Origin of the sequence: Streptomyces sp. MA5143a (genome assembly GCF_900290235.1) — a bacterium.
Classification (GTDB): Bacteria; Actinomycetota; Actinomycetes; order Streptomycetales; family Streptomycetaceae; genus Streptomyces.
Genome location: NZ_OLMK01000046.1, coordinates 78,381 through 92,535, shown reverse-complemented (window position 1 = coordinate 92,535; position 14,155 = coordinate 78,381). Strand labels below are relative to the sequence as shown.

Annotated in this window: 12 protein-coding genes and 1 pseudogene; 5 read left to right on the top strand and 8 right to left on the bottom strand. The window is 71.6% G+C overall.

The annotated features are described in order from the left end of the window. Positions 1 to 105: 105 nt before the first annotated feature. Positions 106 to 561, bottom strand: coding sequence for a hypothetical protein (locus SMA5143A_RS21560; RefSeq protein ID WP_107464539.1), 456 nt, complete (start codon positions 559 to 561; stop codon positions 106 to 108). Positions 562 to 668: 107 nt separating this feature from the next. Between SMA5143A_RS21560 and rlmN the strand changes: the two genes are divergently transcribed. The 5 genes from rlmN (at position 669) to SMA5143A_RS21535 (ending at position 6,748) form a co-directional block, all read left to right on the top strand. After that, positions 669 to 1,775: a 23S rRNA (adenine(2503)-C(2))-methyltransferase RlmN gene (rlmN, locus tag SMA5143A_RS21555; protein WP_055713319.1), complete on the top strand. Its 1,107-nt coding sequence runs from the start codon at positions 669 to 671 to the stop codon at positions 1,773 to 1,775. Positions 1,776 to 2,092: 317 nt separating this feature from the next. Beyond that, on the top strand, positions 2,093 to 3,172 hold the full coding sequence (locus tag SMA5143A_RS21550) for a thiamine ABC transporter substrate-binding protein (RefSeq protein ID WP_107464538.1): 1,080 nt from the start codon (positions 2,093 to 2,095) through the stop codon (positions 3,170 to 3,172). Further along, positions 3,148 to 4,887 (top strand): ABC transporter permease, encoded by a 1,740-nt coding sequence (locus SMA5143A_RS21545; RefSeq protein ID WP_181361960.1) that lies wholly within the window; start codon positions 3,148 to 3,150, stop codon positions 4,885 to 4,887. Before SMA5143A_RS21550 ends, SMA5143A_RS21545 begins: the two co-directional genes overlap by 25 nt. After that, positions 4,887 to 5,921: an ABC transporter ATP-binding protein gene (locus SMA5143A_RS21540; RefSeq protein WP_107464536.1), complete on the top strand. Its 1,035-nt coding sequence runs from the start codon at positions 4,887 to 4,889 to the stop codon at positions 5,919 to 5,921. The genes SMA5143A_RS21545 and SMA5143A_RS21540 overlap by 1 nt, the downstream gene beginning before the upstream one ends. An 11-nt stretch (positions 5,922 to 5,932) precedes the next feature. After that, positions 5,933 to 6,748 (top strand): maleylpyruvate isomerase family mycothiol-dependent enzyme, encoded by an 816-nt coding sequence (locus SMA5143A_RS21535; RefSeq protein WP_107464535.1) that lies wholly within the window; start codon positions 5,933 to 5,935, stop codon positions 6,746 to 6,748. A 95-nt stretch (positions 6,749 to 6,843) separates the two neighbouring features. Here the strand turns inward: SMA5143A_RS21535 and SMA5143A_RS21530 are convergent, their stop codons facing one another. From SMA5143A_RS21530 to SMA5143A_RS21500, 7 genes and pseudogenes are all read right to left on the bottom strand, one after another. After that, entirely contained in the window at positions 6,844 to 7,554 is a 711-nt protein-coding gene (locus tag SMA5143A_RS21530; RefSeq protein WP_107464534.1) for an LAETG motif-containing sortase-dependent surface protein, read from the bottom strand. A 192-nt stretch (positions 7,555 to 7,746) separates the two neighbouring features. Continuing rightward, positions 7,747 to 8,871 carry an LOG family protein gene (locus SMA5143A_RS21525; RefSeq protein ID WP_107464533.1) on the bottom strand — a complete coding sequence of 375 codons (1,125 nt, stop codon included), beginning with the start codon at positions 8,869 to 8,871 and terminating at the stop codon, positions 7,747 to 7,749. 34 nt (positions 8,872 to 8,905) lie between these two features. After that, positions 8,906 to 9,313, bottom strand: coding sequence for a VOC family protein (locus SMA5143A_RS21520; RefSeq protein WP_055517195.1), 408 nt, complete (start codon positions 9,311 to 9,313; stop codon positions 8,906 to 8,908). 149 nt (positions 9,314 to 9,462) lie between these two features. After that, on the bottom strand, positions 9,463 to 10,746 hold the full coding sequence (locus SMA5143A_RS21515) for a hypothetical protein (protein WP_107464532.1): 1,284 nt from the start codon (positions 10,744 to 10,746) through the stop codon (positions 9,463 to 9,465). 509 nt (positions 10,747 to 11,255) lie between these two features. After that, positions 11,256 to 11,978, bottom strand: a pseudogene (locus tag SMA5143A_RS21510) (ABC transporter ATP-binding protein); the annotation flags it as partial. 191 nt (positions 11,979 to 12,169) lie between these two features. After that, the gene (locus SMA5143A_RS21505) at positions 12,170 to 13,534 is read right to left on the bottom strand and encodes an aspartate aminotransferase family protein (protein WP_107464531.1); all 1,365 of its coding nucleotides are present in this window, start codon (positions 13,532 to 13,534) and stop codon (positions 12,170 to 12,172) included. A gap of 19 nt (positions 13,535 to 13,553) precedes the next feature. Further along, complete coding sequence (locus tag SMA5143A_RS21500; RefSeq protein ID WP_079049258.1) at positions 13,554 to 14,090, bottom strand: Lrp/AsnC family transcriptional regulator; 537 nt, start codon at positions 14,088 to 14,090, stop codon at positions 13,554 to 13,556. Positions 14,091 to 14,155: the final 65 nt, after the last annotated feature.

Genomic DNA, 14,155 nt, shown 5'->3' with positions numbered 1-14,155 from the left:
TCGGTTCTCGGTGAACGCACGTCAGTGCGAGGGGATCGTGAGGGGGAGGGGGTGAGCCGGAGACGTGCGGGGCGCGGGGCCGTCTCCGGGCCGTGGGACTCGTCCTCAGGTCTGGGTGAGGCGCCGGTGGAGCACCTCGGCGCTCGCGGCGAGGAATTGATCAGCGGCGGTACGGTGCCGGTTCCAGCGGCTGGTGAACTCGGCTTCGTCCACAGCGCCCCGCCTCCAGTAGCTGCCGAGTTGCTGACCGGCGCTGTTCAGTTCCTGCAGCGCCGAGAGCAGGGCCCGGTCCTTCGAAAGGATGCGCAGCCGAGCTGACGCCAGCTGGTGAGCCGATACGTCCCAACTACTGACGCGGTCAGTCATGTCGAGGACCCGCTCCTCCCAGACACGGTTGTGGAAGTCCGAGGACGAGGCGGCCACCAGCGCGCATTGCTCCAAGAGCAGCTCCGAGATGCGCGCCCTGTGTTCAGCGCGCTTCACCAGGTGCTGCCCGAGCAGAGCGATCGCGGCACCGACAACGGTTGCGAGCAACGTCCCCCATACGCCCATGGTGGGCATTGTTCCCTTGTCGCCGCTCGCCGCATGCCGAATCGGCAGGGGTGGGGTCACCGGGGTGGGACGCGGCCCCCGGGTCACACAATTCGATCTGCGACACTGGGAGGGTTATGCCGAAGCCCGGAGAACTTACTTTCGTCGCACCCCGCGGAGCCAAGAAGCCGCCGCGGCATCTTGCCGATCTCACGCCCGCCGAGCGCAAGGACGCGGTGGCGGCGATCGGGGAGAAGCCGTTTCGTGCCAAGCAGCTCTCGCAGCACTACTTCGCGCGGTACGCGCACGCCCCGGAGCAGTGGACCGACATCCCCGCCGGTGCGCGCACCAAGCTCCAGGAGGCGCTGCTTCCGGAGCTGATGACGGTCGTCCGGCATCTGTCGACCGACCAGGACACCACCCGCAAGACGCTGTGGCGGCTGTTCGACGGGACGCTCGTCGAGTCGGTGCTGATGCGGTACCCGGACCGGGTCACCATGTGCATCAGCTCGCAGGCCGGGTGTGGCATGAACTGCCCGTTCTGCGCCACCGGGCAGGCCGGGCTCGACCGGAACCTGTCCACCGCCGAGATCGTCCACCAGATCGTGGACGGGATGCGGGCGCTCCGCGACGGGGAGATCCCCGGGGGGCCCGCCCGGCTCTCCAACATCGTCTTCATGGGGATGGGCGAGCCGCTCGCCAACTACAACCGCGTCGTCGGCGCCATCCGCCGGCTCACCGACCCGGAGCCGGACGGGCTCGGGCTCTCGCAGCGCGGGATCACCGTGTCGACGGTCGGGCTGGTGCCGGCCATCCACCGGTTCGCCGACGAGGGCTTCAAGTGCCGGCTCGCCATCTCGCTGCACGCCCCCGACGACGAGCTGCGCGACACCCTCGTACCGGTCAACACCCGGTGGAAGGTGCGCGAGGTCCTCGACGCCGGATGGGAGTACACCGCGAAGTCCGGGCGGCGGCTGTCCATCGAGTACGCGCTGATCCGGGACATCAACGACCAGGCCTGGCGTGGTGACCGGCTGGGTCGGCTGCTCAAGGGCCGGCCGGTGCACGTCAACCTCATCCCGCTGAACCCCACGCCCGGCTCGAAGTGGACCGCGTCGCGGCCCGAGGACGAGAAGGCGTTCGTGGAGGCCATCGCCGCCCACGGGGTGCCGGTGACCGTCCGGGACACCCGGGGGCAGGAGATCGACGGGGCCTGCGGCCAGCTCGCGGCCACCGAACGGTAGCCGAGCGATGGCCACCGAACGGTAGCCGAGCGATGGCCACCGAACGGTAGCCGAGCGGTGGCCGACGGCCGGGGACGGGCAGGAGTCGGAATCCGGCCACGGGGTAGTGTGACCTTCGTACACATCTTCATATTCCGACAGGGGAGCGCCACAGCGCTGAGAGTGCGGCATCCAGGCCGCAGACCCTCTGAACCTCGCCCAGGTCATTCTGGGTAGGAAGTTCGGTCTTCACTCAAGCTGTTGCGCCCTGCCCGGGAACCCGCAGAGGTCCCCGGGCAGGGCCGCGTCTCTTCCTGGTCACCCCCAGGAGGACATCAGTGCACATCAGAACGTTCGTCGCCGCGGCCGTCGGCCTCGGCCTCGTCACGCTGTCCGCGTGCGGTTCGTCGTCGTCCGACGACGCCGGGTCGGGCGGCTCCAAGACCGTCACCCTCGTCAGCCACGGCTCCTTCAACTACTCCAAGGACGTGCTGAAGGCATTCGAGAAGGAGTCCGGCTACAAGGTCAAGGTCCTCAAGAGCGGCGACGCCGGCCAGGCCGTCAACCAGGCGATCCTGACCAAGGACAACCCGCAGGGCGACGTCTTCTTCGGCGTCGACAACACCCTGCTGTCCCGCGCGCTCGACAACGGCCTCTTCCAGCCGTACGAGGCGAAGGGCCTCGACAAGGTCGGCGCCGCGTACCAGCTCGACAAGGACGAGCACCGGGTCACGCCCATCGACTCCGGTGACATCTGCGTCAACTACGACAAGGCGTACTTCAGCGAGAAGAAGATCGCGCCGCCGCGGACGTTCGACGATCTGCTCAAGCCCGAGTACAAGGACCTCCTCGTCACCGAGAACGCCTCCACCTCCTCACCCGGCCTCGGCTTCGTCCTCGGCACGGCCGCGAAGTACGGCGATGGGGGCTGGGAGGGCTACTGGAAGAAGCTCAAGGCCAACGGCGTCAAGGTCGTCGACGGCTGGGAGCAGGCGTACTACCAGGAGTTCTCCGGGTCGACGGACGGCAAGAAGGCGGGCGGCGACCGGCCCCTCGTCGTGTCGTACGCCTCCTCGCCGCCCGCCGAGGTCATCTACGCCAAGCCGCGTCCGAAGACCGCGCCCACCGGCGTCGCCGACGGCACCTGCTTCCGGCAGATCGAGTTCGCGGGGCTGCTGAGCAACGCGCGCAACGCCGAGGGCGGCAAGGCGCTCATCGACTTCCTGATCTCGAAGAGGTTCCAGGAGGACATGCCGCTCAACATGTTCGTGTACCCGGTGGTCGACGGCGCGTCCGTGCCCGCGGACTTCACCGAGTACGGACCGGCCGCGAAGGACCCGGAGACCATGGCGCCGGCGAAGATCGCCGAGAAGCGTGACGAGTGGGTCAAGTCATGGACCTCGCTCGTACTGAAGTAGCCAAGGAGCCTCCCGGGCCGGCGGAGGCCGAGTCCCGACGGGGGCCCCGCAGCGGCGCGGCGCGGCTCGGGCTGATGGCCCTGCCCGTCGCGTTCTTCGGGGTGTTCTTCGCCTACCCGGTCGCCGCGATCGTCGTCCGGGGGCTGAAGCCCGAGGGGAGCGGCGGGGGCCGGCAGTTCGGGCGGATCGCGGAGGTGCTGGGGGACCCCGGGATCCGCCACGTGCTGTGGTTCACCACCTGGCAGGCGCTCGTCTCGACCGCGCTCACCCTGCTGATCGCGCTCCCCGGCGCGTATGTGTTCGCGCGCTTCGATTTCAGGGGCAAGGACATCCTGCGGGCGGTCGTGACCGTGCCGTTCGTGCTGCCGACCGTGGTCGTCGGTACGGCGTTCCTGGCGCTGGTCGGACGCGGTGGGCTGCTCGACGAGCTGGGGGGCGTACGGCTGGACACCACCGTGTGGGCGATCCTGCTCGCCCACGTGTTCTTCAACTACGCGGTCGTCGTCCGGACCGTCGGCGGGCTGTGGGCACAGCTCGACCCGCGGCAGGAGGAGGCCGCGCGGATGCTCGGGGCGTCCCCGCTCGGCGCCTGGCGGAAGGTGACCCTGCCGGCGCTCGGGCCCGCCGTGGCCGCCGCCGCCCTGATGGTCTTCCTCTTCACCTTCACCTCGTTCGGGGTGGTGCAGATCCTCGGCGGGCCGACCTTCTCCACACTCGAAGTGGAGATCTACCGGCAGACCTCGGAGATCTTCGACCTGACGACGGCCGCCGTGCTGACGCTCGTGCAGTTCGTCGCGGTCGGGATGATCCTCGCCGTGCACGCCTGGACCGTGCGGCGGCGGGAGACCGCGCTGCGGCTGGTCGATGCCTCGCTCACGGCACGGCGGCCGCGAGGAGCCGGGCAGTGGGCGCTGCTGGCCGGGGTCCTCGCCACGGTGGTCGTGCTGATCCTGCTGCCGCTGGGCGTCCTGGTCGAGCGGTCGCTCGACGCGCCGGGATTCGGCTACTACAAGGCGCTGACCAGCGACGGCAGCGGCATCTTCCTGGTGGCGCCGATCGAGGCGATCGGCAACTCGCTCAGCTACGCGTGCGCCGCGACCGCCATCGCCGTCCTCGTGGGCGGGCTCGCGGCGGCCGCCCTCACCCTGCGCACCCGGCCCCGCGGCGACGGGAAGACCCCCGTGACCGACCGTCTCGTCCGGGGCTTCGACGCGCTGCTCATGCTGCCGCTCGGGGTGTCCGCCGTGACCGTCGGCTTCGGCTTCCTGATCGCGCTGGACGAGCCACCGCTCGATCTGCGCAGCTCCTGGATCCTGGTGCCCCTCGCCCAGGCCCTCGTCGGCATCCCCTTCGTCGTACGGACCATGCTGCCCGTGCTGCGGGCCGTCGACGAACGGCTGCGCGAGGCGGCGGCCGTCCTCGGGGCGTCGCCGTGGCGGGTGTGGCGCGAGGTCGACCTGCCGCTCGTACGGCGGGCGCTGCTGATCGCGGCCGGGTTCGCCTTCGCCGTCTCGCTCGGTGAGTTCGGGGCGACCGTGTTCATCGCGCGCGCCGACAACCCGACCCTGCCGGTCGCCGTGGCCCGGCTGCTCGGCAGGCCGGGCGACCTCAACTACGGCCAGGCCATGGCCCTTTCGACGATTCTGATGGTGGTGTGCGCGGTGGCCCTGCTGGTCCTGGAGCGCCTGCGCACCGATCGCACGGGGGAGTTCTGATGCTGCTGAGGATCGAGGGCGCGACCGTACGGTTCGACGGGCGGCCCGTGCTCGACGGGGTCGATCTGGGCGTCGTCGAGCACGAGATCGTGTGCGTGCTGGGGCCGAGCGGCAGCGGGAAGTCGACCCTGCTGCGGGCGGTCGCCGGGCTCCAGCCCCTCGACGCCGGACGGGTGTCGCTGGACGGACACGACCAGTCGGGCGTCCCGGCGCACAAGCGCGGCGTCGGCCTGATGTTCCAGGACCACCAGCTGTTCCCCCAGCGGGACGTCGCGGGCAACGTCGCCTTCGGGCCCCGGATGCACGGCGCCGCCAAGGAGGAACGCGCCGCCCGTGTACGGGAGTTGCTGGAGCTGGTCGGACTGCCCGGGGCCGCGCGCCGCCGGGTCGGGGAGCTGTCCGGGGGTGAGCAGCAGCGGGTCGCGCTGGCCCGCGCCCTCGCGCCACGCCCCCGGCTGCTCATGCTCGACGAACCCCTCGGCCAGCTGGACCGCTCGCTGCGGGAACGACTCGTCGTCGAACTCCGGGAACTCTTCGCCGAGTTGGGCACGACCGTGCTGGCGGTCACGCACGACCAGGGCGAGGCGTTCGCGCTGGCCGACCGGGTCGTGGTGATGCGCGACGGACGGATCGCCCAGTCCGGCACGCCCCTGGAGGTGTGGCAGCACCCGGCGGACGAGTTCGTGGCCCGCTTCCTCGGCTTCGACAACGTGGTCGACGCGACGGTGACCGGCCAGGCCGCCGACACCCCCTGGGGCAAGGTGCCGGTGCCCGAGGGCTCGCCGCAGGGGCCGGGCGCCCTGCTGGTACGGCCCGCCGGGGTACGGCTGGTCGACGCCGCCGACGGACTGCGCTGCACCGTGGCCGCACGCACCTTCCGGGGCACCCATGTCTCCGTGCACCTCCAGCCCGAGGGCGCGCCACGACTGGAGGCGGCGTGCGCGCTGCGGGACGCGCCGGACCCCGGTGACCAGGTGGGCGTGGCCTTCGACGCCGCCGAAATCCTCGTGCTCGGCGGCGACCCGGCCGCATAGGGTCCACCACCATGACCCTGCGTACCCGTGAACCCCAAGCCCGACATGACCGCTACTGCGCCGAGATCGCGCACCAGCTGAGGCAGTTGAGGGACGTCGTGACCTCCGGCGCGGACCTGTCGGCGACCGTGCCGACCTGTCCCGACTGGACGCTGGAACAGCTCGTCCGGCACACCGGCGGGTCCCTGCGCTGGGTCGAACTCAACATACGGACGCGGGCGGAGGAAGAGGTGCCCGAGGAGCGGGTGCCGCTGTACGACGGCCCCGAGGAACAGGGGGACCCGGCCGAGCTGGACGCCTGGCTCGCTCGGACGGGGGAGGAACTCCTCGCCACGCTGCGGGAGGCCGGGCCCGGGACACCGGTGTGGTCCTGGGGCTGGGAGCGGACCGCCGGGTTCTGGGCCCGCCGGATGACCCATGAACTGGTCGTCCACCGGGCCGACGCGACCCTCGCCGCCGGGCTGCCGTACGAGGTGGCGCCCGAGATCGCCGCCGACGCGATCGACGAGTGGCTGGAGATCGTCGAGTTCGCCCAGCGCACCGAGCCGGACGACGCGGCCGCCGAACTGCGCGGACCCGGCCGCAGCATCCACCTCCACGCCACCGACGCCCCCGCCGATGTGACGGCCGAGTGGTTCGTCGAGCTGACCGCGGAGGGCGTGCGCTGGCGGCACGGTCACGAGAAGGCGACCGTCGCGCTGCGCGGCCCGCTCACCGACGTGCTGCTCGCCTTCTACCGCCGGCTGCCCCCGGACGGCGGTCGCCTGGAGGTCCTGGGCGACCGGGAACTGCTGGACTTCTGGCTGGAGCGGGCGAGCTTCGGGTGAGCCGCGCGGGCGGGCCTGTCGACGCGGGCCCCCGACACGCGTGCGGCCCGCGTCCCTCACCGAGGAGCGCGGGCCGCACGGCCGTACGAGGACGGTCAGCGCATGGAGGAACCGCGGCGCCGCATGCTGTAGACCACGGCACCGACGCCGAGGGCGACCAGGGCCGCCGCGACCCCGGCTATGGGACCGGTGTTGGAGTCGGCCCCGGTCTCCGCGAGGTTGGAGTCACCCTCGGGGGAGGGGAGGTTGTTGGTGCCGCCCGAACCGGCGGGCGTGTCGCTCTCCGAGGTGGACGGCGTGGGCTCCTTCCCCTCCTCGGCCGGCTCCTTCTCGGCGGGCTTGCCCGGCTTCTCGGGCTTTCCGGGCTTCTCCGGCTTCTCGGAGGAGGCCGGCGGGGTGTCGTCCGCCTTCTTGCAGGACTTGTCGGGCGCGACCAGGATCGGCAGGTCGTCGTCGACGTACTTGTCCGCCGCGATGTGGATGCGGTACTCGGCCTTCGGCTTCCACTTCTCGTCGAAGGTGACGGTCACGCCCTCGGCCGTGGAGTCCTCGATGACCTGGGTGCCGACCTTGCGCAGGTCGGCCCCGTTGTTCTCCAGGTAGACGGTGACCTCGGCCGGCACGCCCAGCGGGTCGACGTCGGTCACGCGGATGACGCCCTGGTCGCCGTCGCACTCCGCCACGACGGAGAAGTCCTTGATGGTGCAGGCCATGGCATTGCCCGCGAAGCCGAACACGAGTGCGGCGGAAGCGGAGGCGACACCGAGACAACGCGCTGCTCGCGCGATTCGGGGAGATGTGGACACGTTTGCCCTTCACGGGGAGCACAGGGGAGTGGGGGTGACGGAGGCGCCGCCGGTGAAGCGGCTTCCCCATGTGCCTCACAGGTTTATAAGCGCGGCATAAGTACTGTCAATCCGAAGAGGTGTCCGAGCCGTTGGCTTTGCCCATTGATGAACAGTCCACGCGTTTAGGCCCGTTTCGCCCCACCGCCGCCCTCATCCGCGGAGCCGCTCCAGCGCCTCGGGGGCGTCCTCGATCCGGTCGACCAGCGCGATCCGGGACTCCATGGAGCGGTCACGGGCCAGGGAGCTGAGCAGGGGCCAGGTGGGGAGCTTCTCCGTCCAGTGGACGCGGTCGACGAGGACCATGGGCGTCGGTTCGCCGCGGGACTCGTAGTAGTTGGGGGTGGCGTTGTCGAAGATCTCCTGGACGGTGCCGGCGGCGCCGGGCAGGAAGACGACGCCGTGGTCGCAACGGGCGAGGAGGCCGTCCTCGCGGGTGGCGTTGGCGAAGTACTTGGCGATGTGGGAGGCGAACGGGTTCGGCGGCTCGTGGCCGTAGAACCAGGTGGGGATGCCCACGGAGGTGCCGCCCTTGGGATGGCGGGTGCGCACCTCGAAGGCGGCGCTCGCCCAGTCGGTGATCGACGGCGTGAACTTCGGTGCCTTCGCCAGCAGTCGTAGGGCGTCGGTGAGCATCGCGTCGTCGTGCGGGGCGGCGTAGGCGCCGAGGTTGGCGGCCTCCATCGCGCCCGGGCCGCCGCCGGTGGCGACCGTGAGACCGGAGCGGGCGAGGCTCCGGCCGAGGCGGGCGGCACCCTCGTACGCCGCGGTGCCGCGGGCCATCGCGTGGCCGCCCATCACCCCCACCACCCGTGCGCCCACGAGGAGTTCGTCGAGCGCGTCGGAGACGGAGTCGTCGTGGACGGCGCGCAGGGTGGAGGCGAAGATGTCCCGGTCGGCCTTGGTCCGCTGGAACCAGGCGTAGGAGCGGGCGTCCGGCGTCGCCTCGTAACCGCCGTCCCCCAGGGACGCGAACAGCTCGTCGGGGGAGTACAGCAGACCCCGGTACGGGTCGAAGGGCAGATCCGGTATGGGCGGGAAGACCAGGGCTCCGTCCCCGCGTATCTTCGCCGCCGCGTCCTCGCGCATCGGGCAGCCGAGGAAGACGGCGCCCGCCGCGTCGGTGGTGAGCAGTTCGCGCGTACGGTCCGTCAGGTCGACGGCCTGGACGCGGTATCCGGAGAGGGTGCCGCGGGCCGAGACGGTCGCGTCGAACTCCTCGATCGTCTCGATCTCGCGGTCGTCGTGGTGGGCCGCATGGGCGGGCATCGTCTGCACCCGCCCATGCTAGGCGCGGCCCTGCTCCCGGCGGTCAGCCCTCGATGACATCGGGGTTCATCCACACGACCTCCCAGGTGTGGCCGTCGAGGTCGTCGAAGGCGCGGCCGTACATGAAGTCCATCTCCTGGACCTTCTCGGAGGCCGTACCGCCGGCGGCGACCGCCTTCTCCACCAGTTCGTCCACCTTCTCGCGGCTCTCGGCGCTCAGACACAGCAGCACCTCGCTGGTCCGCGTGGCGTCCGCGATCTCCTTCTTGGTGAAGGTCGCGTAGAACGGCTTGGTGAGCAGCATCGCCACGATGGTGTCGCTGATCACGACGGAGGCGGCGTTCTCGTCGCTGAACTGAGGGTTGATCGAGTACCCCAGCTCCGTGAAGAACTTCTTGGAGGCGTCGAGGTCGTTCACGGGCAGGTTCACGAAGATCATCTGCTGGTACATGCGGGTCTCTCCCGTGGCGTCGGTCGGTCCGTCGTGGGTCTCGGTCCGTTCGAGGGGGTAGACCGGGGCCCTCCGTGAAACTCATCGCCGGTCGCGGATTTTTCTCGTACGAGTTCTCCGGCGCCCTCGATGCCGCCGCCGGTCGGTGGTCAGGAGGCCAGCGGGAGTGCCGCCAGCTCCGCGACCGTCCAGGTCAGCGGGCCGAAGACGGCGAGCAGGGCGCCCGCGCGGAGCAGGGCCGCCCGGCGCGGCAGGGCGGCGGGCGCCCCCATCCGCAGCAGCGCGGCCGTGGTGTCGGCGTGCGCCCGGCGGGCCTCGACGGCGGCCGTGGCGAGGGTGAGGACGGTGCAGCCGGCCACGACGAGCGCCCCCAGCAGGGTCAGCGGACCGACCGTGGGGCGCGCGCCGGAGGACAGCGTCACCATGGCGTACGCCCCGGAGGCCACGGCGCACACCACTCCGAGCGGCCGCCCGATCCGCCGGGCCTCCGCCTGCAGCACCCGCCCGGACAGCAGCCTGAGCGCCCCCGGCCGCACGGCCTGGAGCAGCCGGCCGGTGAGGTGGGTGAGCCCGGGGCCGGCGAGGGCCAGGCCCAGCGCGGTCAGCAGCCAGCCGCCGAGCACCCCGGCGGGGCTGTCGGCGAAGCCTCCGGGGAGGGCGAGGGCGGAGCCGGCGTCGGACTGCCCGGCGTAGGTCTCGATGGCGAGGCCGACGGCGAGGACGGCGACGCCCCAGGGGAGCCCGCCGGGTGCGGGGCGCGGGGCCCGCGGCTGGTCGGGCACGGCGCTCGCGGAGGTCTCCTCGTCGGGCTCCGGCTCCTCCTCGAACCTGGTGGCGCCCGCCGGTTCCCGCACCCGGCGGCGCAGGTCGAAGGTGTCGTACGCCATGAAGCGCGTCCGGGGGTTGGCGGCGCGGGCCCGGGGCCCCCGGGGGCGCAGGACCAGTGCCGTCGTCAGGGACGCCACGACCGGTACCAGGGCGAGGAGGGTGAGGGCGGCCGGCAGCGGCAGGGGGCGGCCGGCGCCGAGGGCGTCGGCGGCGGTGCCGTCGAAGGGCATGCCGGTGAGGTCGCCGCGCAGGTGGAGGAAGACGAGCAGGGCCAGCAGGGAGCCCAGGGTGGTGGACAGGGCCGTCGTCACGGCGGAGACGGCCATGAGGCGGCCCGGGCCGAGGCCGATGGCGGACAGGCCGGGACGCGGCCGGGTGCCGGGGTCGGTCCGGGCGACCGCCACCGCGAAGTGGATCGTGGCGGCGGCGGGGGCGAGGCACCAGAGCAGCCGGAGCGACGAGCCGGAGGAGGCGTGCGGGTGCGACAGGGCGTATCCGAGGGCGCACAGCAGCAGGAACCCCGTGCCGCCGGAGGCCGCGGCGACGAGCAGCCGGCGGAGTTGGACGACGGGGTGGGCGCGGCGGGCTAGACGGAGAGCGAGCACGCGGCCCGGCCTCCTCCCTCGGCGGCGGACGGGCGGTCCCCTTTGCCGGAGTCGTCGTCCTCTGCGGCGGAGGTTCGTCCGTCGCCCTCGGGGGCGGTGGCGGTGGCGGGCGGCCGGTCGGCTCGGACCTCGGCAGGTCGCCCGGAGGGGGTGGCGGTCGGCCGGTCGCCCTCGAAGGCGGACCGACTGCCGTCCCCGGCGGCGTGCCGGGCCTTGCCCACGGTGGCGGCGAGGCGCTCGCCCTCGCCGGCGCCCCGGGCCTCACCGCGCGCTGCGGCCCGCGCCTGCCCTCGCGCGGGTGTGCGGCCGTCGTCCCGCGCGGGGGTGCGGCCGTCGTCTCGTGTGGTGGTCCGGCCGTCCCCGCGCGTTGCGGGGGTGCGGCCGTCCTCCGGTGCGGGTGTGCCGCCCTCCTCCCGCGCGGCGGTGCGGCCGCTCCTGCGCGCGGCGGGCCGCGCCTGCCCTCGTGCGGGGGTGCGGCCGTCGTCTCGTGTGGTGGTCCGGCTGGTCCCGCGCGTGGTCGGCCTCGCTTCGCCGGTGGTGGACGGGAGGTGGACGGTCCTTACGCATCGGCCGTCCAGCAGGGTCACCGTGCGGTCGGCGAGGGCGGCGGTCTCCGCGTCGTGGGTGGCGAGGACGACCGTGATCGCGTGGGAGCGGGCGGCGGCGGTGAGCGTGCGCAGGACGTGGGAGCGCTCGGCGCGGTGCAGCGGGGCGGTCGGCTCGTCGGCGAAGAGCACGGTGGGCGCGGCGACCAGGGCGCGGGCGACGACCACCCGCTGGCGCTCGGACTGCAACAGGGCGTGCGGCCGCTTGCGGGCCGTGTCGCGGATGTCGAGGCGCTCCAGCCACTCCAGGGCGGCGGCCTTGGCGGCCCGGCGGCCCGTGCCGCGCAGCATCAGCGGCAGGGCGGTGTTCTCCCAGACGTTCAGCTCGGGGACGAGCGCGGGCTCGGGGTCGATCCAGCCGAAGCGGTCACGGCGCAGCCGCTCCCGCGAGACCGTCCCCATGGTGTGCACCGGGATGCTGTTGAACCACACCTCGCCCTTCTGGGGCCGCAGCTGTCCGGAGAGACAGCGCAGGAGGGTGGTCTTGCCGCTGCCGCGCGGACCGGTCACGGCGAGGATCTCGCCCTCCCGCACACCCATCGACACGCCTTGCAGCGCGGGCGAGCCGTCGTGCGCGTAGGTCAGACCACGTGCCCAGAGCACGTCGTTGTCCGGCGGGGCCACCATGGGCGTACACCTCGGTTCGGATCAGGGATTGCCGTGGGGAGTCCCCGTCCGGGGGAACGAAAGCAGGGCTGATCGGTTACCAGGCACGCTAGGCACGAGGGGTGGCGGGGCCGGACGTCACGCGGCCCGGGACGCCCCCATCTCACTCGTACGGGGGCATCCCGGGCCGTGCGCGGCGCCGGAGGGCGGGTTTACAGCAGGGTCCACGCCTCCGTCAGCGTGGCGCGCAGGATCTGCTCGATCTCGTCGAAGGTCGACTGGTCGGAGATCAGCGGCGGGGCGAGCTGGACGACCGGGTCGCCCCGGTCGTCGGCGCGGCAGTACAGACCGTTCTCGAACAGCTTCTTCGACAGGAAGCCGTAGAGGATCCGCTCGGTCTCGTCCTCGTCGAAGCTCTCCTTCGTCGCCTTGTCCTTGACCAGCTCGATTCCGTAGAAGTAGCCGTTGCCGCGGACGTCGCCGACGATCGGCAGGTCGTGGAGCTTCTCCAGCGTGGAGCGGAACGCCCCCTCGTTGTCGAGGACGTGCTGGTTGAGGCCCTCGCGCTCGAACAGGTCGAGGTTGGCGAGGCCGACGGCCGCGGAGACCGGGTGGCCGCCGAAGGTGTAGCCGTGCAGGAAGGTGTTGTCGCCCTTGTAGAAAGGCTCGGCTATGCGGTCGGAGATCACACAGGCGCCGATCGGGGAGTACCCCGAGGTCATGCCCTTGGCGCAGGTGATCATGTCCGGGACGTAGCCGAACTTGTCGCAGGCGAACGTCGTGCCGAGGCGGCCGAAGGCGCAGATGACCTCGTCGGAGACGAGCAGCACGTCGTACTGGTCGCAGATCTCGCGGACCCGCTGGAAGTAGCCGGGCGGCGGCGGGAAGCAGCCGCCGGCGTTCTGCACCGGCTCCAGGAAGACGGCCGCGACGGTGTCCGGGCCCTCGAAGAGGATCTGCTGCTCGATCTGGTCGGCGGCCCAGCGGCCGAAGGCCTCGGGGTCGTCGCCGAACAGCGAGGCCCGGTAGATGTTGGTGTTCGGGACCTTGTGCGCGCCGGGGACCAGCGGCTCGAAGGGGGCCTTGAGGCCGGGCAGGCCGGTGATCGACAGGGCGCCCTGCGGGGTGCCGTGGTAGGCGACCGCGCGGGAGATGACCTTGTACTTGGTCGGCTTGCCGACGAGCTTGAAGTACTGCTTGGCGAGCTTCCAGGCGGTCTCGACCGCCTCGCCGCCGCCGGTGGTGAAGAAGACCTTGTTCAGGTCGCCGGGCGCGTGGTGGGCGAGGCGTTCGGCCAGCTCGACGGCCTTCGGGTGGGCGTAGGACCACACCGGGAAGAAGGCCAGCTCCTGCGCCTGCTTGAGCGCGGTCTCCGCGAGTTCGGTGCGGCCGTGGCCCGCCTGGACCACGAAGAGACCGGCGAGACCGTCGAGGTACCGCTTGCCCTTGTCGTCGTAGATGTACGTGCCCTCGCCCCGGACGATGGTGGGGACCGGGGAGTTCTCGTACGACGACATGCGGGTGAAGTGCATCCACAGGTGGTCGTACGCGGTCTGGCTGAGGTCCTTGGGGCTCACGGTTATCGCGTCCTCACGGTTATCGGGTTCCCCACATATAGGTCTGCTTCTTGAGCTTGAGGTAGACGAAGCTCTCGGTGGAGCGCACGCCGGGCAGGGTGCGGATGCGTTTGTTGATCACCTCGAGGAGGTGGTCGTCGTCCTCGCAGACGATCTCCACCATCAGGTCGAACGAGCCCGCGGTGATCACGATGTACTCGACCTCCGACATGGCCGTCAGCGCGTCCGCGACCGGGTCGAGATCGCCGTCGACGTTGATGCCGAGCATGGCCTGGCGCCGGAAACCCACGGTGAGCGGGTCGGTGACGGCGACGATCTGCATCACGCCCTGGTCCAGCAGCTTCTGCACGCGCTGCCGCACGGCCGCCTCGGAGAGGCCGACGGCCTTGCCGATCGCGGCGTACGGCCGACGGCCGTCCTCCTGAAGCTGCTGGACGATGGCGAGGGAGACGGCGTCCAACTGGGGAGTGCCGTTCCTGGGCTCCTTGGAGTCCCTCCGGGGCTCGCGGGAGTCCCTCTGCTCTGCGCTTCGACTGGCCACGAGCACACTGTGCACGAGACCTCGACAGTTCCGCAAGGTCGGATCGATGAAATTCGTTGTTTACGACGCCGTAGCTTGCG

Bases quoted from the DNA above. Each gene is read 5' to 3' on its own strand.
- SMA5143A_RS21540 (WP_107464536.1), top strand. From the start codon at position 4,887: ATGCTGCTGAGGATCGAGGGCGCGACCGTACGGTTCGACGGGCGGCCC.
- SMA5143A_RS21520 (WP_055517195.1), bottom strand. From the start codon at position 9,313: ATGTACCAGCAGATGATCTTCGTGAACCTGCCCGTGAACGACCTCGAC.
- SMA5143A_RS21560 (WP_107464539.1), bottom strand. From the start codon at position 561: ATGCCCACCATGGGCGTATGGGGGACGTTGCTCGCAACCGTTGTCGGT.
- SMA5143A_RS21535 (WP_107464535.1), top strand. From the start codon at position 5,933: ATGACCCTGCGTACCCGTGAACCCCAAGCCCGACATGACCGCTACTGC.
- SMA5143A_RS21545 (WP_181361960.1), top strand. From the start codon at position 3,148: ATGGACCTCGCTCGTACTGAAGTAGCCAAGGAGCCTCCCGGGCCGGCG.
- rlmN (WP_055713319.1), top strand. From the start codon at position 669: ATGCCGAAGCCCGGAGAACTTACTTTCGTCGCACCCCGCGGAGCCAAG.